This is a genomic window from Streptomyces sp. NPDC088254 (genome assembly GCF_044740925.1).
GTDB lineage: Bacteria > Actinomycetota > Actinomycetes > Streptomycetales > Streptomycetaceae > Streptomyces.
In genome coordinates this window covers 282,906-301,214 of sequence record NZ_JBIURQ010000011.1, presented here as the reverse complement: position 1 = coordinate 301,214, position 18,309 = coordinate 282,906, and the positions used below count along the sequence as shown (strand labels likewise).

13 protein-coding genes are annotated in these 18,309 nt (G+C 73.8%); 7 read left to right on the top strand and 6 right to left on the bottom strand.

The window, feature by feature from the left end; translation table 11 throughout:
- The first annotated feature begins 167 nt into the window (after window positions 1-167).
- Complete coding sequence (locus tag ACIOC0_RS30450) at window positions 168-2,279, top strand: RICIN domain-containing protein (RefSeq protein ID WP_402158950.1); 2,112 nt, start codon at window positions 168-170, stop codon at window positions 2,277-2,279.
- A gap of 39 nt (window positions 2,280-2,318) precedes the next feature.
- Here ACIOC0_RS30450 and ACIOC0_RS30445 read toward each other — a convergent pair whose 3' ends face one another.
- Both ACIOC0_RS30445 and ACIOC0_RS30440 read right to left on the bottom strand, forming a co-directional pair.
- Entirely contained in the window at window positions 2,319-3,575 is a 1,257-nt protein-coding gene (locus ACIOC0_RS30445) for an SLC13 family permease (protein ID WP_402159074.1), read from the bottom strand.
- A gap of 132 nt (window positions 3,576-3,707) precedes the next feature.
- Window positions 3,708-6,224: a SpoIIE family protein phosphatase gene (locus ACIOC0_RS30440; protein WP_402158949.1), complete on the bottom strand. Its 2,517-nt coding sequence runs from the start codon at window positions 6,222-6,224 to the stop codon at window positions 3,708-3,710.
- Window positions 6,225-6,494: 270 nt separating this feature from the next.
- On the opposite strand from ACIOC0_RS30440, the gene ACIOC0_RS30435 reads away from it, so the two are divergent.
- The 6 genes from ACIOC0_RS30435 (at window position 6,495) to ACIOC0_RS30410 (ending at window position 15,652) form a co-directional block, all read left to right on the top strand.
- Entirely contained in the window at window positions 6,495-9,590 is a 3,096-nt protein-coding gene (locus ACIOC0_RS30435) for a glycoside hydrolase family 2 TIM barrel-domain containing protein (RefSeq protein ID WP_402158948.1), read from the top strand.
- A gap of 162 nt (window positions 9,591-9,752) precedes the next feature.
- Window positions 9,753-11,993 carry a glycoside hydrolase family 9 protein gene (locus ACIOC0_RS30430; RefSeq protein WP_402158947.1) on the top strand — a complete coding sequence of 747 codons (2,241 nt, stop codon included), beginning with the start codon at window positions 9,753-9,755 and terminating at the stop codon, window positions 11,991-11,993.
- A gap of 87 nt (window positions 11,994-12,080) precedes the next feature.
- Entirely contained in the window at window positions 12,081-12,326 is a 246-nt protein-coding gene (locus ACIOC0_RS30425) for a hypothetical protein (RefSeq protein ID WP_402158946.1), read from the top strand.
- A gap of 3 nt (window positions 12,327-12,329) precedes the next feature.
- Window positions 12,330-12,716, top strand: coding sequence for a toxin Doc (locus ACIOC0_RS30420; protein ID WP_402158945.1), 387 nt, complete (start codon window positions 12,330-12,332; stop codon window positions 12,714-12,716).
- Between the two features lie 471 nt (window positions 12,717-13,187).
- On the top strand, window positions 13,188-14,876 hold the full coding sequence (locus tag ACIOC0_RS30415) for an RICIN domain-containing protein (protein WP_402158944.1): 1,689 nt from the start codon (window positions 13,188-13,190) through the stop codon (window positions 14,874-14,876).
- A gap of 341 nt (window positions 14,877-15,217) precedes the next feature.
- Window positions 15,218-15,652, top strand: coding sequence for a protease inhibitor (locus ACIOC0_RS30410; protein WP_402158943.1), 435 nt, complete (start codon window positions 15,218-15,220; stop codon window positions 15,650-15,652).
- 235 nt (window positions 15,653-15,887) lie between these two features.
- Here ACIOC0_RS30410 and ACIOC0_RS30405 read toward each other — a convergent pair whose 3' ends face one another.
- The 4 genes from ACIOC0_RS30405 to ACIOC0_RS30390 form a co-directional block, all read right to left on the bottom strand.
- Window positions 15,888-16,085 (bottom strand): CDGSH iron-sulfur domain-containing protein, encoded by a 198-nt coding sequence (locus tag ACIOC0_RS30405; protein WP_402158942.1) that lies wholly within the window; start codon window positions 16,083-16,085, stop codon window positions 15,888-15,890.
- Window positions 16,066-16,728 carry a HemK2/MTQ2 family protein methyltransferase gene (locus ACIOC0_RS30400; protein ID WP_402158941.1) on the bottom strand — a complete coding sequence of 221 codons (663 nt, stop codon included), beginning with the start codon at window positions 16,726-16,728 and terminating at the stop codon, window positions 16,066-16,068. The genes ACIOC0_RS30405 and ACIOC0_RS30400 overlap by 20 nt, the downstream gene beginning before the upstream one ends.
- Window positions 16,729-16,740: 12 nt before the next feature.
- A complete protein-coding gene (locus ACIOC0_RS30395; RefSeq protein WP_402158940.1) occupies window positions 16,741-17,766 on the bottom strand; it encodes an iron-containing redox enzyme family protein in 1,026 nt (341 codons plus the stop codon).
- A 114-nt stretch (window positions 17,767-17,880) separates the two neighbouring features.
- Complete coding sequence (locus ACIOC0_RS30390; protein WP_402158939.1) at window positions 17,881-18,057, bottom strand: hypothetical protein; 177 nt, start codon at window positions 18,055-18,057, stop codon at window positions 17,881-17,883.
- Window positions 18,058-18,309: the final 252 nt, after the last annotated feature.

The following is an 18,309-nucleotide window of genomic DNA, read 5'->3' as shown; positions in this document are numbered from 1 at the left end:
CGCACGAGGTGTCTCACCGTCCTCCCCACATCTTCGAAAGAGTTCCGTCCCGCGGACGCCGCAGACACCGAATCCTGAGCGAGAGCATCCCGTCACCCCCACGGCGGGGTCCCGTACCCGCCGGTATGGACCTGATGCCGTATGCCCCCTCCCGGAGGAACGCCGCCGTGAAAGACGAAGGCCTGTCGAGTTCTTCTTCGGCGCGGCGCCTCGACGTGACGGACGAACAGCTGAGCGCCGAGCTGAAGAACTGGGCGGGGGCGTCCCCCGCCCTGCACCCCGTCGGTGAACTGCTGGACCGGCACTGGGAAGCGGCCATCGCCTACGCCCGGCTCTGCGCCGCCGGCGAGCGCGCCGCCGGCATGCTCACCACGGCCGCCTTCACCCGCCTCTTCGGCGAGACCCTGCGGCAGAACGGCCCCACCGCCGCCTGGCGCCCCTACCTGCTGGTCACCGTGCGCCGCATCGCCGCCGAGTGGGACTCCGACGGCCGCCGCGACCTGCTCCACCCCGAACTGCGCGCCGCGGAGGGCGACAGCGAACAGCTCGCCGCCCGTCTGCTCCCGCCGCCGAACCGGCGGCTGCTCTCCCGGGCGTTCCACCGGCTGCCCCAGACCGCCCGCTGCCTGCTCTGGCACGCCGAGGCCGAGGCCGAGCCCCTCGCCTCCCCGGCCGCCCTGCTCGGCATGGAGGTGGACGGCGCCCGCATCGAACTGCGCCGCTCCCGCGAGCGGTTGCGCGAGGAGTGCCTCCAGGTCCACCGCGAGCTCGCCGTCGAGGAGGAATGCCACCGCTACGACCGGCTGCTCGACGTCACCTGCCGCCGCGTCGGCGTCGACGTCGACCCGGACCTGCGCGGCCACCTCGACCGCTGCCGGCACTGCGCGCACACCGCCGACCAGCTCCGCCAGTTCGAGGCCGACCTGGGCGCCGCGCTCGCCGAGGGCGTGCTGGGCTGGGCCGCGGGGGAGTACCGGGAGCTGAGGACCAATCCCGCGCCCGCCCCGGCGCCCGAGCGTCCGCGTCCCCCGATGATCGTGGGCGAGGCCTTCACGGACGACTCCTACGCCGTGCCGCCCGTGCCCGCCGAGCCCCCCGCCGCTTCCGCCGCGCCCTTCGCGTCCCCGGTCGACCCGTTCACCGACGGCACCCCCTCCACGGCCGCCCCCGACCACGCGGCACAGGAGCGCACGCCCGGGACCGACATCGTGCCCGCGAACCGCCGCGCCGTCTCCCGGCGTTCCGCGCTCAAGGCGGCCCGCCGCGTCCGCCGCCGCAACCTCGCCGTCGCCGTCCTCACGGTCAGCGGCCTGGTCGTACTGCCGCTGGTCATCTGGTCCGCCTTCGGCGGTGACGACACCGACCCGGTCGCCGGCGACGAGCCCGGCCGCGCCTCCGCCCCGGACACCGACTCCGCCGACCCGTCCCTCGCCGGCGCCGACCCCGTCGCCCAGGGCACCCTGCGCGGCCGGCTGCACAACGCGTCGTCGGGGCTGTGCATCGGGATCGCCGGCGGGAAGGCCGTCCAGGGCGCCGAGGCGCAGCTCGCCGTCTGCTCGTCCGCCGCCGACCAGCAGTGGACGTACGAGACGGACGGACTGCTGCGCAGCACCGCTGGCCCGGGCCTGTGCCTCGACTCCCAGCTCGGCTTCTCGGTGCGGCTGGCGCCGTGCGCGGCGGCGTCGGCGCCGGAGGCCAAGAACGTCCGCTACGACTTCACCCTCCAGGGCATCCTCGTCCCGCGCGGGAACCAGAACCTCGCCCTCGCCCCCGCCGCCACCGACGGCTCGGGCGCGGTGGTCCTGAAGAACCGCGCGGACGGCACCGCCCAGGCCTGGGTGATCGACAGCTCGCATCCCGGTCCGCAGATGCAGATCGTCAACTGGGACGCCGACAGCAGCGGCACCCTCGCCGACACCTCCGACGCGCTCCGCACGCGCAAGGCGGCGAAGACCCCGGCCCCCGCGCCGTCCTCCACCCCGAAGCCGTCCGCCTCGAAGCGGCAGTCGCCCTCGGCCGAGCCGTCCGCCCCGGCCGGGAAGCCCGCGCAGACCGGCTCGGCAGGCGCATCCTGCCCGCAGGCCTGGTACTCGTGCCCGCCGAACGGCGGCACGGGCGATCCCGGACGGCCCGGCGGCAGCGGATCCGGCGACCAGGGCTGGGGCGGTCACGGAAGCGGCTACCGGTACGGCAGCGGACAGGATCAAGGAACCGGCTTCGGTTCCGGCGGCTACGGCGGCGGCCAATGGGGCGGCGGCACGAACGACTGGCGCCGCTGAGGCCGACCTCCGCGCCGGGCGCGCGCCCGCCAAGGGGCCTCAGACGCCGAGCACCCGCACCGACGCCCACAGCGCCACCACCGCCGGGACCAGCGCGGCCGGCACCGTGAGCAGTCCCAGCCGGGTGAACTCCCCCACGGCGACCCGCTCCTCGTGACCGTGCACCACGCGCCGCCACAGCAGCGTCGCCAGCGACCCGGCGTACGTCAGGTTCGGGCCGATGTTCACCCCGAGCAGCACCGCGAGCACCGCCCCCGCCCCGGCCGGGGCGGCCAGCGGCGCCAGGACCAGCACCGCGGGCAGATTGTTGATCAGGTTCGCCAGGACCGCGGCCACCGCGGCCAGGCCCAGCAGGGCGAGGAGACCCGAACCGTCGGGCAGGACGCGCCGCAGGGCGTCGGCGAGCCCATGGTCGACGACCGCCCGGACCACGACCCCGAGCGCCAGCACGAACGCCAGGAACCCCGGGGCGGCGGACCGCACCACCGCCGCCGGCGTCACGCGCCGCCGCGCCAGCGCCCGCCCGGCCATGACCAGCGCGCCCGCGAGGGCCGCCCACACCGGTTCGAGGCCGACGGCGGACGCCACCACGAAGCCCGCCAGGGTGCAGCCGACGGTGATCAGCGCGAACAGCGGCACCTCGGGCGCCGGGCCGTCGTCGGGGGCGGGCTCGGCCGCCGGCAGGTCGGCGGCGAAGAAGCGCCGGAACACCGCGTACTCCGCCGCCACCGCCACCAGCCAGGGCAGCGTCATCAACGCGGCGAACCGTGTGAAGCTCAGCCCGCTCGCCGTGAACGCCAGCAGGTTCGTCAGGTTGGACACAGGCAGCAGCAGCGAGGCCGTGTTCGACAGATGGGCGCAGGCGTGGACGTGCGGCCGGGAGCGCACCCCCATCCGGGCGGCGGTGGCGAACACCACAGGCGTGAGCAGCACCACCGTGGCGTCCAGACTGAGCACCGCGGTGACGACCGAGGCCAGCACGAACACGGCCGTCAGCAGCCGCCGGGGGCGGCCGGCCGCCCGGCGGGCCATCCACGCCCCGCACGCGGTGAAGAGACCCTCGACGTCACACAGGTGCGCCAGCACCAGTACCGCCGCCAGGAACCCGACCACCGGCCCGAGCCGCTCCGCCTCCGCCAGCGCGTGCTGCGGGGAGATCACCCCGGCCACCACCGCGAGCGCCGCGGCCGGGACCGCGACCAGGGCCTCCGAGCGGCCGGCGGGGCGCAGCACGGCCCAGGTGAGCGAGGCGACGAGCAGGGTGACGGACAGGACGACGGCGAGCGGGGCGTTCAGGGCGGTTCTCCGGGGCGTGGTCGAGAGGGTGCCCTGTCATACAAACAGGTCCGGGTAAAGGACATGCCAAACGCCCGGACTTCGAGACCGGGGGTGGACCGGGCCCCCCGGTTCACCCGGCGCGGTCGTGTCTCACTCCTCGTCGAACAGGCTCAGCTCCGCCCAGATCGTCTTTCCCTCGGCCGTGTGCCGGCTGCCCCAGCGTTGGGTGAGCTGCGCGACCAGCAGCAGCCCCCGGCCGCCCTCGTCCCAGGTCTTCGCCCGGCGCAGGTGCGGTGCGGTGTGGCTGTTGTCGGACACCTCGCAGATCAGCGTGGCCGCGTCGTGGATCAGCCGCAGCCGGATGGGACGGGCCCCGTACCGGATGGCGTTGGTGACCAGCTCGCTCACCACCAGCTCCGCCGTGAACGTCGCCTCGCTCAGCCGCCAGCGGTCCAGCTGTTCCACGACCTGCTTGCGGATCGGTGCGACGAGCGCCGGGTCGGCGGGAATGTCCCAGGTGGCGACCTGCGACGCGGGCAGCCCTCGGGTGCGGGCGAGCAGCAGGGCCACGTCGTCGGCGGCGCCGCCGCCCGGCAGCAGGGCGTGAAGGACGCGGTCGCAGGTCTCGTCGAGGGAGTCGGTGTGCCCGGCGAGAGCGTCGCCGAGGGCTTCGTGACCGGTGTCCGGTCCGTCGGTGCGGAGCCCGATCAGGCCGTCGGTGTAGAACGCGAGCACCGAGCCCTCGTGCAGCGACAGCTCGGTGGACTCGAAGGGCAGCCCGCCCAGGCCCAGCGGGGGCCCGGCGGGCAGGTCGACGCGGCGCGGCGTGCCCTTGGGCGGCAGCAGCACCGGCGGGGGATGCCCGGCCCGGGCCAGGGTGCAGCGCCGGGACACCGGGTCGTACACCGCGTAGAGGCAGGTCGCCCCCAGTTCGCCGGGGCCGCCGCCCTCGCCGCCGGCCTCCTCGGAGAGCCGCAGGACCAGGTCGTCGAGGTGGGTGAGCAGCTCGTCGGGCGCGAGGTCGATGTCGGCGAGGGTGCGCACGGCGGTGCGCAGCCGGCCCATGGTGGCGGAGGCCTGGATGCCGTGTCCGACCACGTCGCCGACGACCAGGGCGACCCGCATCCCGGACAGCGGGATCACGTCGAACCAGTCGCCGCCGACCCCGACCTCGGCGCGGGCGGCGGGCAGATAGCGGGAGGCGGCGTCGACGGCGGCGGTCCGGGGCAGTGTGCGGGGCAGCAGACTGCGCTGCAGGGCCAGGGCGGTCTCGCGCTCGCGTGAGTAGCGGCGGGCGTTGTCGATGCAGACGGCGGCCCGGGCGGTGACCTCCTCGGCCAGCAGCACGTCGTCGGGGGAGAACGGGTCGGGGCGCCGGAAGCGGGTGAAGACGGCGACGCCGAGGGTGGTGCCCCGGGCCTGGAGCGGCACCGACATCGTCGCGTGGATGCCGTACTCGGCGATGCGGCTGGAGCGCCTGTCGTCCCAGGACAGCCACGCGGCGAGGTCGCCGGAGGGGCGGCCGGCCACGACGGCGCGGCCCGCGAGCAGGGAGGCGGCCTGAGGGGAGGTCTCCGGGTAGACGTCCACGTCGCCCGGCGCGACCACGGCCTCCGGGGCGCCCGGGTTGACCGAGTGGTGGGCGGCCCGCCGCAGATGGACGGGCGCGGACAGCGGGCCGACGGCCTCCCCGCCGTGCTCCTGCGGATCGAGCAGGTCGACGCTGACGAAGTCGGCCAGCGTCGGCACGCACACCTCGGCCAGCTCCTGTGCCGTGCGGGTGACGTCGAGGGTGCTGCCGATGCGCACGCTCGCCTCGTTGACCAGCTGGAGCCGCTCGCGGGCGAGGAAGTGGCCGGTGAAGTCGTGCACGGTGACGCACACCCCGCACGTGCGCCCCGAGGCGTCGGTGAGCGGTGCGATCCTGGCCAGCCAGGCGTGCGCACGGTCCTCGCCGGTGGCCTTCATGAAGGACTGCATCTCCTGGAGCTCGCCGGAGGTGAGGGCGAGACGCATCCGGTTCTCCATCTCCGCGCTCTCCGGGCGGTCGGTGATGTCGGGGGCGCGCAGGCCCCGGATGCGGGCGGAGGGCAGGTCGACCAGGCCGGACATGGCGTCGTTGATGCCGCGCAGCCGCAGCCGTTCGTCGAAGACCATCGTGGCGCACGGGGACTGGGCGAGGGCGGACTGCAGCAGGTCGTCGTCCTCCGGTGCGGGGAAGCCGCCGGCGAGCGGGGTCACGGCGAGCCAGGTGGCCGGGGCGTCGTCCGTGCGCCGTCCGCGGTGGGCGAGGACCCAGACGGACACGATGCCGCCGTCGCGGTGGCGCAGCGCGAGGGTGCCGCTCCAGCGGTCCTCACCGGGCCCGGGGGGCCGGGGGGACTCGCCTTGGCCGGCCGGAGGGCCACTGCCCGCAGGACCACCGCCGTCGGCCGGATCGTCTCCCTCGCGCGCCGCGCCTGCATGGTCCGCCGGGTCGTCGCCGGCCGGCGCCTCTCCGTCGTCCGGATCGACGGCCAGCAGGGCGGCGGCAGGGCGGCCTACCACCTCGGAGCGCTCGTAGCCGAGCAGCAGACGCGCCCCCTCGTTCCAGTCCGTGAGCGTTCCGTCCTCGTGGATGACCGCCCGCGCCGCCGAGGCATCGTCGAACGCGTAGTCCGGGCTCATCGTCTCCACTCCATCGCGGACACTCACGGTGAACAGGCGCGCCACTTCGGTTCCACCTTAGTGCTTGTGTCACGGGCAGGGCGGGGGAGCCCGTCCGCTCCAGGCGGGAGTGGTCGAGGGCCGATCCCGCCGAACGACCGGCGTGTGAGGGCCGGCGGACGGACGGCCCGAGCGGCGCTCTTGACGGACGGGTGCCGAAAGACATCAGATTCTGTTTGCTGACGATCATTTGTGCGTACTTCTGGTTCCTGATGAGGGAGAACAGTCGCCATGACGGTCACCCGAAGATCGGTTCTGTTCGCCTCCACGGTGGCGCCCGTCGCCGGCGCGGTCCTCGCCACCTCCGCCTGCCATGCCGCCAGAGCCGCCACCGGCGACGCGGACCAGCCGGGGCGCCGCATCGTCCCGCTGCGCGACGGCTGGCGGTTCGCCCTGGTGAACCCGGGCGGCGTCACCGACCCGACCGGGGAGTACGCCGACGCCGCCGACCCGGACCACGACGACTCCGGCTGGCGGCGGGTGGCCGTCCCGCACGACTGGAGCATCGAACAGACCCCCACGACCGAGCACGGCACGACCAGCGGGACCGGGTTCTTCCCCGGCGGCCTCGGCTGGTACCGGATCGCCTTCACCCTGCCGCCGGCCTGCGCGGGCAAGCGGATCTCCGTCGAGTTCGACGGCGTCTACATGGACTCCCGCGTCCACGTCAACGGCACGGAGCTCGGCCGTCACCCCTACGGCTACACCGGCTTCGCGTTCGACCTCACCGACCTCGCGCACACCGACGGCGTCACCGAGAACGTGCTCGCGGTCGAGGTGCGCAACCAGCTGCCCAGCAGCCGCTGGTACTCCGGCAGCGGCATCTACCGCGAGGCCCGCCTGATCGTCACCGAACCGGTCCACGTGGCCCGCTGGGGCACCCGCGTCACCACTCCCGAGGTCTCCGCGGAACGGGCCCTGGTCCGGGTGCGGACCGACGTCGTCAACGCCTCCGGGGCGCGCGCGGACGTGGAGGTGATCTCCCGGGTCCTCGCCCCGAACGGCCGCACGGTGGCGCGCGCGTCCTCCACCGTCGCCGTCGTGGACAAGGCCGGCGAGGATCACGAACTCGTCGTCCCAGAACCGATGTTGTGGGACTTCACCGCTCCCCACCGCTACACCCTGGAGACCGAGCTGCGTGTCGGCGGCCGGCGCGCCGACGCCTACCGCACCCTCTTCGGCATCCGCACCTGCCGCCTCGACCCGGACGAGGGCTTCCACCTCAACGGCGTCCACACCAAGCTCAGGGGCGTCGACCTCCACCACGACCTCGGCGCGCTCGGCGCCGCCGTCAGCGCCGACGCGATCCGCCGGCAGATGACGATCATGAAGTCGATGGGCGTCAACGCCTTCCGCACCTCCCACAACCCGCCCTCCCCGGAGATGATCGGGATCTGCGAGGAACTCGGCATCGTGATGCTGGTGGAGGCCTTCGACTGCTGGAAGGCCCCCAAGACCCGCTACGACTACGGCCGGTTCTTCGACGAGTGGGCCGAGCGCGACGTCGCCGAGATGGTGCTGGCCGCCCGCAACTCGCCCGCCGTCGTCATGTGGTCGATCGGCAACGAGATCTCCGAGTTCACCTCCGCCGCCGGCCTGCCCATCGCCGACCGGCTCATCGCCGCCGTCAAGACGTACGACGACACCCGCCCGGTCGTCATCGGTTCCCACCGGCACCGCAGCGTGCCCGCCCCCGGTTCGCCCGCCGACCTGATCCTCTCCAAGCTCGACGGACTCGGCCTCAACTACAACACCGCCAAGTCGGTGGACGCCCTGCACGCCCGCTATCCGCGCCTGTTCCTCTTCGAGTCGGAGTCCTCCTCGGAGACCTCGACGCGCGGGGTGTACCAGGAGCCCGAGCGCCTCAACACCGGGGAGAACCACACCCCGGGCCGGCGGGCCGTCTCCTCCTACGACAACAACCTCGCTCCCTGGACGATGAGCGGCGAGTACGGTCACAAGAAGGACCGGGACCGGAAGTGGTTCGCCGGGCAGTTCCTGTGGTCCGGCATCGACTACATCGGCGAGCCCACTCCGTACGACGTGTTCCCCGTCAAGGCGTCGTTCTTCGGCGCGGTCGACACCGCGGGCTTCCCGAAGGACATGTATCACCTCTTCCGCAGCCAGTGGACGAAGGAGCCGATGGTCCACCTGCTGCCCATGACCTGGAACCACCAGGAGGGCGACACCGTCGAGGTGTGGGCGTACGCCAACGTCCCGAGCGTGGAGCTGTTCCTCAACGGACGGTCGCTGGGCGTCAGGGAGTTCGACACGAAGAGGACCGTCGACGGGCGGGAGTACCTGGAGACCACCGAGGCCGTCGGCGACGACAAGACCTTCACCGACGGCCCGTGGCCCGGGAGTTACACGAGCCCCGACGGCAGCGCGGGCAAGCTGCACCTGACCTGGAAGGTCCCCTACGAACCGGGCGAGCTCAAGGCGGTGGCCCGCCGGGACGGCAGGACCGTCGCCACCGACGTGCTGCGCACGGCCGGGGTCCCGCACGCCGTCCGGCTCACCCCCGACCGCGAGTCCCTGCCCGCCGACGGCCGTTCGCTGGTCTTCGTCACCGCAGAGATCGTCGACGCGCGCGGGGTGGTCGTGCCCGACGCCGAGCACCTGATCTCCTTCGAGGTGAGCGGGGGCTCCGTCGCCGGCGTGGACAACGGGCGCGAGGAGAGCGCCGAGCGCTACCAGGCCTGCACCCGGACCGCCTTCTGCGGCAAGGCGCTCGCCATCCTCCGGTCGGGTGCGAAGCCGGGCACGCTGAAGGTGACCGCGCGCGTGGACGGTCTGCGCCGGGGCACGGCCACCGTCCGCACCACGCATGCCGGTCCGGCCGCGACCACCCCCGCCGCCGTCTTCGCCCCCGACCACCCGACGCCGCCGAACTACCCCCATGCAGACGCCAGTTACTCCGGCCGGCCGGACACCTTGCCCGCCGCCATGCTGGACGGAGACCCGGCCACCGGCTGGTCCAACGCGTTCTTCAAGGCGGCCACCGCACTGCTGCCGGCCTTCGGCCAGGCCCGGGTGCGGGACTGGGTGTCGGTGGACTGGGGGCGGACGCGGACCTTCGACCGGGTGGAGGCGTCGTTCACCGTCGGGCCCGCGCACAGCCTGCCCGCCGCGATCGGCGTCGAGGTCTGGGACGGTCGCCGGTACCGGCCGGTGTCCGGCGCGGCCGTCCACTGGGCCCAGGTCTCCGACGAGCCCACCGTGATCACCTTCGGCGCGGTGACCGGTTCCCGGCTGCGGCTCACCCTGACCAGCGCTCACCCCGGCGAGGCCCGAGGAGCCGTGCGCATCAGCAAGCTGGAGGCGTAGGCCCCCGCGAGTGAGGACGGGGCGGCGGGCCCGCGCAACACGTCCCGTCCGGACCGTTGACGGGGTGTCATGACTCCAACAAACATGTCCTGCGACCGTCGTTGGGAGCGCTCCCATCCTTGCGGAGGACGCGCTCCCCCGAGGAGCCCAGGAGATCCGGACGTGAAACGACGCAGAACCACCCTGCTGCCCCTGGCGGCCCTGCTGGGCGCGGCGCTCACCGCGCTGCCCGTACCGCAGGCCGGGGCCGAGGAGGTCGAGCAGGTCAGGAACGGCACCTTCGACAGCACCGCCGACGGGTGGTGGACCAGCAACGTCACCGCCGCGCCCACCGAGGGCCGGCTGTGCGCCGACGTGCCGGGCGGCACCGTCAACCGCTGGGACTCCGCCGTCGGCCAGAGCGACATCACCCTCGTGAAGGGGGAGACCTACCGGTTCTCCTTCAAGGCCTCCGGCGTGCCCGAGGGTCACGTCGTGCGCGCGATCGTCGGCCTGTCGGTGGAGCCGTACGACACCTGGCAGGAGGCGAGCCCGGTCCTCGACGCCGCGGCCGGCTCGTACTCCTACACCTTCACCGCGCCCGTCGACTCCGCCCGGGCCCAGGTCGCCTTCCAGGTCGGCGGCAGCGTCACCCCCTGGCGGTTCTGCGTGGACGACGTGTCCCTGCTGGGCGGGGCGCCGCCGGAGGTGTACGAACCCGACACCGGGCCCCGGGTCCGCGTCAACCAGGTCGCCTACCTGCCCGCCGGGCCGAAGAACGCCACCCTCGTCACCGACGCGACCACGAAGCTGCCCTGGGCGCTCAAGAACGCCGCCGGGGCGACCGTCGCCCACGGCTGGACCGTGCCGCGCGGGGTCGACGCCTCCTCCGGGCAGAACGTCCACTCCGTCGACTTCGGCGCCTACCGCAAGCGCGGCGCGGGCTTCACCCTGGTCGCCGACGGCGAGACCAGCCGCCCGTTCGACACCGACACCGCCGCCTACGAACGGCTTCGCCTGGACGCGATCAAGTACTACTACACCCAGCGCAGCGGCACCCCGATCCGCGACGACCTGCGCCCCGGCTACGGCCGCGCCGCCGGCCACGTCGGCGTCGCCCCCAACCAGGGCGACAGGGCCGTACCGTGCCAACCCGGCGTCTGCGACTACACGCTGGACGTCAGCGGCGGCTGGTACGACGCCGGAGACCACGGCAAGTACGTCGTCAACGGCGGCATCAGCACTTGGGAACTGCTGAGCACCTACGAGCGTTCCCTGCACGCCCGCACCGGCCGCCCGGCGAAACTCGGTGACGGCACGCTCGCCCTGCCAGAGAGCGGCAACAGGGTCCCCGACGTCCTCGACGAGGCCCGCTGGGAGCTGGACTTCCTGCTGCGGATGCAGGTCCCCGACGGGCAGCCGCTGGCCGGCATGGCCCACCACAAGATCCACGACCAGCAGTGGACCGGACTGCCGCTGCTGCCCGCCGACGACCCGCAGAAGCGCGAACTGCACCCGCCGACCACCGCCGCCACCCTCAACCTGGCCGCCGCGGCCGCCCAGGCCGCCCGCCTGTACAAGCCCTACGACAAGGCCTTCGCCGCCCGCGCCCTCACCGCCGCCCGCAAGGCCTGGACCGCAGCCCTCGCCCACCCCGCCGTCCTGGCCGATCCCGACGACGGCACCGGCGGCGGCGCCTACGGCGACGACGACGTGAGCGACGAGTTCTACTGGGCCGCGGCCGAGCTCTACCTCACCACCGGTGAACGCCGGTTCGCCGACCACGTGCTCAACTCCCCGCAGCACACCGCCGACGTCTTCCAGGCCGTCAGTCTCAGCTGGGGCAGCACCGCCGCCGCGGCCCGCCTCGACCTCGCGACCGTCCCCAGCAAGCTCCCCGGCCGCGACAAGGTCCGCCGCTCCGTGACCGCCGGCGCCGACCGCTACCTCGCCACCCTGCGCGCCCACCCGTACGGCATGCCCTACGCCCCCGACGGCAACCTCTACGACTGGGGCTCCGCCCACCAGGTCCTGAACAACGCCGTGGTCATGGCCACCGCGTACGACATCACGGGCGCCTCGAAGTACCGCGACGGAGCCGTCCAGAGCATGGACTTCGTGCTCGGCCGCAACGCCCTGAACATCTCCTACGTCACCGGCTACGGCGAGGTCAACGCGCACCGGCAGCACAGCCGCTGGTACGCCCGCCAGCTCGACCCGAACCTGCCGGACCCGCCCGCCGGCACCCTCGCCGGCGGCCCCAACTCGGGCATCCAGGACCCGTTCGCGCAGTCCAAGCTCACCGGCTGCGTCGGGCAGTTCTGCTACATCGACGACATCCAGTCGTGGTCGACCAACGAGACGGCCGTCAACTGGAACGCCGCCCTGGCCCGGATCGCGTCCTTCGTGGCCGACCAGACGTGATCTGCGCAGCCCCTCGCGGTACCGATTCCTCACTGCTCTGACCTGTGATGATTTACGGGCGAGTACCCGAAAGGTACCGTGAGGGGCATGCCAGCCCTCAATGTGGAGTTCAGCGATCGCGAGCTGGACGACCTGCGGCAGGTCGCCAAGGAACGCGGCACGTCGATGAAGGCCCTCGTCCGGGAGGCGGCCGCCGCCGACATCGCCCGGCACCGGGCGCTCCAGGAGGGCGCGGAAGCCTTCCGGCGGTTCTTCGCCTCCCACGCCGACGAGTTCGCGGCCGCCTTCCCGGACGACGAGGCGCCCGCCGCCGGTGCGGGGCGGGTCGCCTGAGCGATGGCGCCCGTCATCCACATCGACGTGCCCTGGCTGCTCCAGCGCCATGAAGAGGTTCTGCCGGACCACCCGGCCGTCGACGACTTCTCCGTGCTGGTCGCCGCCGTCGCCCGGCACCGGGTGGACCCGCCCCGCCTCGGCGTGGACTCCGACCCGGCCTGGCGGGCCGCCGCGCTGCTGCACACCCTCGCCCTGCTCCGGCCCCTGCCGTCGGCCAACGCCCGCTTCGCCTGCGCCACGGCGGTCGCCTACATGTTCGTCAGCGGCGTCGGCATCGACCCGCCCCACGGCGCCCTCGTCGACCTGGCCCGCGACCTGATCGACCGCAGGACCGACGTCCACGGCGCGGCCGACCGGCTCAGGTCCTGGCAGACCCAGGTCCATTGATCACGAGCGTCGGCCGGAAGGCCTTCCGGGCCGCCGGCCGAGGGCGGGGGGAACACGGCCGGCGGCCGTTTCGCACGGGAGAGCCGCCGTCCCGTGCGGGGCCTCCGAGGAAGGGCCGCGCCCCCAGTCCACTACACGACGGCGCACACCGGGAACGTGTGCGCCACACGGGCGCGTGCGCGGGTTTCACACGGGGCGCCAAGTGCCCCCCGGTGCGGCCGACATCGCAGCGGAGGCAGAACACGGAGGCAGGACAAGAGGCCCGCGATCGGGCAGGAATTCACCGGCGTCTTGTCGACTTCCTTTCAACAGTGGCCGGGAATCCCCGGCGGCTTGTTGCGCGCGACTCAGTTGTGCGAAGGTGAACCACTCGTGCGGGGGCCGGGGGGCCGAGTGCCCCGTGTTCGCCGACGGAGGCGAACGCGTGCTCCGCGCCGTGCCGAACAGGTACATACCGAAGGACGCCGCTCAGTGCTCAACCCGCAACCTCCTCGCCCTCCTTACCCCCCGCCCGGCGCGGGACCCGGAGAATCGGACGAGTCCCTGGCCGCCGGTACCCGCAGCGGCACGGACAGCGAGGTCGCCCAGTCCACCGCGTTGCTCATCGCGCGGCACTGGCAGCCGGTGCACGAGTACGCGGTCATCTGCCTCGCCACCTCGGCCTCCTCCGCGTCCATGGTCACCACGGCCGCCTTCCACCAGGTCTTCGACCGGCTCAAGCTGGGCGAGCCCGGCACCGGACTGCGCCCGCGCCTGCTGGTGGCCGTCAGGGACACGATCCGGATCTGGGCCGCCGACGAGGGGCTGTCCGGGGTGCTGCCCGAACTGCGCAAGCCCGCGGGCGCACGCGGGATGCGCACCGCCAAGTCGATGACCCCGGACAACCGGGTTCTCGCCGAGCACTCCTTCCAGAACCTGCCGCCCGTCGCACGCTGCGTCCTGTGGCACATGGAGGTCGAGGCCGAGCCGATCACCGTCGCCGCCGGTCTGCTCGGCATGGACACCGACACCGTCGCCTCCGTCCACGAACAGGCCCGGGACAAACTACGCGAGGGCTGCGTCCGCGCCCACCGGGAACTCGCGCCCAGCAAGGACTGCCGCTTCTACAACCGTCTCCTCGACGTCCCCATCGGCCGGGGCGGCGAACTCCTGCCGGACGTCCGACAGCACCTCGACGCCTGCCGCTACTGCCGCGCCGCGGCTGAGCAGCTCGGCCACTTCGAGGGCGACCTGGGCGTGCTGCTCGCCGAGGCCGTGCTCGGCTGGGGCGGCCGCCGCTACGCCGACTCGCGGCCCGGCCGCGCCGGCCGGCAGAGCGTCCGCCTCCGGGGCTCCTCCCGCCACCGCGGCGGGCGGCCGCGCGGCGGCCGGCGCGCGGCCGGCGAAGGGCGCGCGCGCAGGGGCGGCCGCGCCGGAGCCCTGCTGGAACGCATACCCACGCCCGGCCGGCGCGGCTCCGACGGCCCCAAGTCCCCCAAGGCCCTGATCGCGGGCGTCGGCCTGGCCTCCGCCGGTCTGCTGACCACGCTGCTCGCCGCCGGGATGTGGCCGGACGACGGAGGCGCCGACCCCGCCGCCTCCAGCAGCACCTCCGGCGGCACGGCCTCGGGCGCCGGCTCCCAGACGGCCCCCGCACCGGACGGCTCGGCCCCGGACACCGCCCGGCTGCCCACCGTGTCCGGCGAGACCCGGCTGCGCAACGCCGCCGCCGACCTCTGCCTGGACGTCAGGGGCGGCGAGGTCCGGCCGGGTGCGGCGATCGAGCTGGACGACTGCGGCGCCGAGTCCTCGCAGCGGTGGTCGTACGAGGGCGACGGGCAGCTGCGCAGCGCCGCCGACCCCGCCCTGTGCGTCGACTCGCGCGCGGACGCCGGTGTGGTCATCCTCGGCGCCTGCGCGGAGACCGGCGACAGCCGCGCCGCCGACGTGCGCTACGACCTGACCGCGCAGGGCGAGCTGCTGCCCCGCTGGGACGCCAACCTCGCGCTCGGCTCCGCGGACGAGGAGCCCGGCGCCGACGTCGTGGTCAAGGTCCGCGACCGCTCCACGGGCCAGCGCTGGCTGACCGACGCCGCCACCGCCGGCCCCGGCTCCCTGGAGGGCACCGGCACCGGCGCGCCCCAGGCCCAGCCGGTCGAACTGTCGGACCGCACGGCCTGAGAGACGCTCCACGAGCGGTGCCGCACCGGATCCCGGCCGTGTCGTCCGGGTCGGTGCGGCGCCGCCGGGAGGGCGCGGTCGGGCGGGATGCGGAATGTTTCCGGCCTATTAACGAGCGTATGGAAACCGGTCACGGAGGCGGACCGAGGGATCACGAAGCGCTTGCTTCCGGGCCTGGAACGGTCAAAGGCTGTAACTTCACGCCACTGCTTGAACACCAAAGGTTACTGAAACCCGTGGGGTCGATGTGATATTCGGCTGCGTTCTCGGCAGACTCGCGCTCGCCGCGTCCGGCACCACCGACGCCGGCCGGCACCGAATCGAGCGGAAGGATGCACACAATGCGGAACACCGCGCGCTGGGCAGCGACCATCGGCCTCACGGCCACCGCCGTCTGCGGACCCCTCACCGGGTCCGCGCTCGCCGCCCCGGCCGCCCCGGACTCGCTGTACGCCCCGTCGGCCCTGGTGCTGACCCTCGGGCACGGCGAGAGCGCCGCCGCCGTCAGCCCGGCCCGTGCCGTCACCCTGACCTGCGCGCCCGGCTCCTCCGGAAGCCATCCGGCCCCCGCTCTGGCCTGCGCCGAAGTGCGCGCCGCCGGCGGTGACTTCGAGACGCTGGCGAGCGGCAGGAGCGACGTGATGTGCACGCGGCAGTACGACCCCGTCGTCGTCACCGTCGACGGCGTGTGGGAGGGCAAGCGCGTCTCCTACGAGCGCACCTTCGCGAACGCGTGCATGAAGAACGCCTCCGGGAGCCGCCTCTTCGCCTTCTGAGACCGGGATCGCGTGGCGCCTGTGGACGCCGCGAGAGGCTCGTGACGTGGGGAGTGCGAGCCACTGGACACGGGACACCGCGATCTCGCCCCCAGGGGACGGCCGGGCGGAGTGGGGCCGCCCGCCGTCCCCTGGGGATCACCCAGGGTCCTTCGACCCGCCTCGGGGCCCGTCCGGCGCGATCCGCCGGACGGGCCCCGTCCGCTGTCCGGTCGTATACGATCGCGCCTCTCGGTTACGCCCGGTCGCGGTGGCTGGTGTCGCACCACGGGTAGCGGCGGCTGCGGCGGCAGGTGCACAGGGCGACCCGGAAACGGTCGGAGGCGACGACGGAGCCGTCCTCCAGCTCCACCTCCACGGGGCCCTCCACCAGCAGGGGGCCCTTGCGCTGCATGCTGACCCGGCGGGGCCGGTCAGCTGGGGAGTTCGGCACGGACCACCACCAGTTCCTCGTCGTCCTCGTCGGCGGAGATCAGCCCCCGGCGCCGCAGCCAGTCCGCGCGCGAGCGCAGGACCGGGCCGAAGGGGATACGGCGACGGCGCGTGACGGAGGCCTTCAGCCCGGTCGCACGCAGGTGCGTCAGGGTGAGGTCGGGATCGCTGAGCGCCGAGTGCACCATGAGCAGCACTCCGCCGGGCCGCAGCAGTGCGGGCGCCTCCCGGCAGATCCGGTCCACGACCATCCGCCCGTCCCCGCCGGCGTCCCAGGCCCGCGCGGACCCGCGCGGCCGCCCGACGTCGGCCGGTGCCGGGACGTACGGCGGATTGGCCAGGATGAGGTCGAAGGTCTCCCCGTGCACGGGCTCGAAGAGGTTCCCGCGCCGTACCCGCAGCGGCAGGCCGGCCCGCCGGGCGTTCCAGCGCGCGGCGCACACCGCCCGCCGTGACACGTCGACAGCGGTGACCCGGCCTCCCCGCCGCGCGGCCTCCAGGGCCAGCGCGCCGGAGCCCGTACCCACGTCCAGGACGTGCGCGGCCGGGGGCAGCGTTTCTTCGGACAGCGCGCCTGCCAGCAGGTCGGTGTCCTCCTGAGGGGCGTACACGCCCGGCAGTACCAGCGGATTCACGGCCACCAAGTACCCCCACCCTCAGGAAAATATGGGCTGGATCGGGGCGGAACCGGAATCGAGGGGGGTGCGCAGGGAGGAGCGCCCCGCACGCCAGCAGCCGAGCAGGCGGTCGCCGAGACGGTCCTCCAGCAGGCCGGTGACGCCGATGCCGAAGGCGATGTCGGGGGCCAGGTGCGGTTCCTCCTCCAGCAGGCCGCCGATCACGTCGTGCCGTACGACCTGCTCGTGGACGGCGTCGGCCTCCACGTGCTCGTCGTAGAAGTACGCGGCGGCCGGACCCGCGTCCGCGCGGCGCATCGCCTCCGCGAGGCGGCGGGAGCCGGGGGAGGATGTGATCTCGACCGTGGCGAAGTGACCGACCAGCGCGCCGCGCAGGGAACGGTGCAGACCGAGCAGGGACATCAGGTTGACCGTGGCCAGCGTCTCGGCGCAGGCCGCGTCCAGATAGCGGCCGTAGGCGGTGTCCAGCCCGAGGTCGGTCATCAGGTCCGCGAACAGGCGCGCATGGACGCGGTCGGGGCGGCCGCCGCCGTACTCGTCGAACTCCACCGCCGCCATCGCCGCCTTCGCCCGGCCCCACAGGCGGGGCAGCACCCAGGCGTGCGGGTCGGCCTCCTTGAGGTGGTAGAGCGAACGCTGCGCCGCGTACTCCCGCAGGTGCCACAACTCGCCCTCGTCCCGGAGGAAGTGGGAGACGCCCGTGCCGTCGACCGGCTCCACCAGCAGCTCCGCGAGCGCGTCCTCGACGGTGTCGTGCACGGGGGTGTCCTCGCGGAGGGCGGTGAGGAAGCGGTCCTCCAGCGCGGCGCGGAGCTCCAGCAGGGCGGGGTCCCATTCGCGGTCGGCGCCTACGCCGGCGAAGCCGCGGTAGTGCAGCTCGTAGCAGAGGTAGAGCGCCAGCTGGAGGTCGTCGCCATAGGGGGGTGCGGTGAGGGCGGCCTCGGTGGCGGGCAGGGGGCCCGTGCCCAGCAGGTACTCCCGTACGGCCGAGGAGAGGGGGCCTCTCGCGGCCGGGAGGCGGGGGCCTTCGGTGACGTGTGACATGGGCGCCGGGTACCCAGTGTCTGCCAGCGCGCAACCCGGAGGTGCCGCCCACCTGTGCCGCCCCGGCGGCACGACTGACGGCGGCCGGGGCGGCACGGTGGGCGGGCGGCCGGGTCAGTCGCCCTTCGACCGGTTCTGGGCGTCGGCGTTCGGGGTGAGGGCGTCCGCGGCCTCGCCATGGCGGTGGCGGGCCTCGCGGGAGTCGTCGGAGCGCAGTTCCGCCTCCTCGATCTCCCGCATCACCTCTTCGAGCGCGGTCTCGTTCTCCGGGCGCTGGGTGTCGTCCGACATGGGTGGCTCCCTTCAGTTCTTCGCGGTGGCGATCCGCGGTGGCACCGGGTGGGTGGCGGGCCCCCTCGGAGCGCGGTGGCACGCCCTCGGGATCGCCCACGGGCAGACGGTGACGTCTTCAGCCCGAGCGGTTCCCTGGCCGTATGCCCCACGACCGCCCCGGCAAGACTCCCGGACGCTCGTTCTCCGGCCGGACGAGTACCCAGGCGCACCCCGCCATGCCCGTGCCCGGTGTCGACGGCCCCGCGGGGC

Coding starts and splice junctions, on each gene's coding strand:
- ACIOC0_RS30440 (WP_402158949.1), bottom strand. CDS start 6,224: ATGAGCCCGGACTACGCGTTCGACGATGCCTCGGCGGCGCGGGCGGTC.
- ACIOC0_RS30435 (WP_402158948.1), top strand. CDS start 6,495: ATGACGGTCACCCGAAGATCGGTTCTGTTCGCCTCCACGGTGGCGCCC.
- ACIOC0_RS30425 (WP_402158946.1), top strand. CDS start 12,081: ATGCCAGCCCTCAATGTGGAGTTCAGCGATCGCGAGCTGGACGACCTG.
- ACIOC0_RS30420 (WP_402158945.1), top strand. CDS start 12,330: ATGGCGCCCGTCATCCACATCGACGTGCCCTGGCTGCTCCAGCGCCAT.
- ACIOC0_RS30410 (WP_402158943.1), top strand. CDS start 15,218: ATGCGGAACACCGCGCGCTGGGCAGCGACCATCGGCCTCACGGCCACC.
- ACIOC0_RS30395 (WP_402158940.1), bottom strand. CDS start 17,766: ATGTCACACGTCACCGAAGGCCCCCGCCTCCCGGCCGCGAGAGGCCCC.
- ACIOC0_RS30390 (WP_402158939.1), bottom strand. CDS start 18,057: ATGTCGGACGACACCCAGCGCCCGGAGAACGAGACCGCGCTCGAAGAG.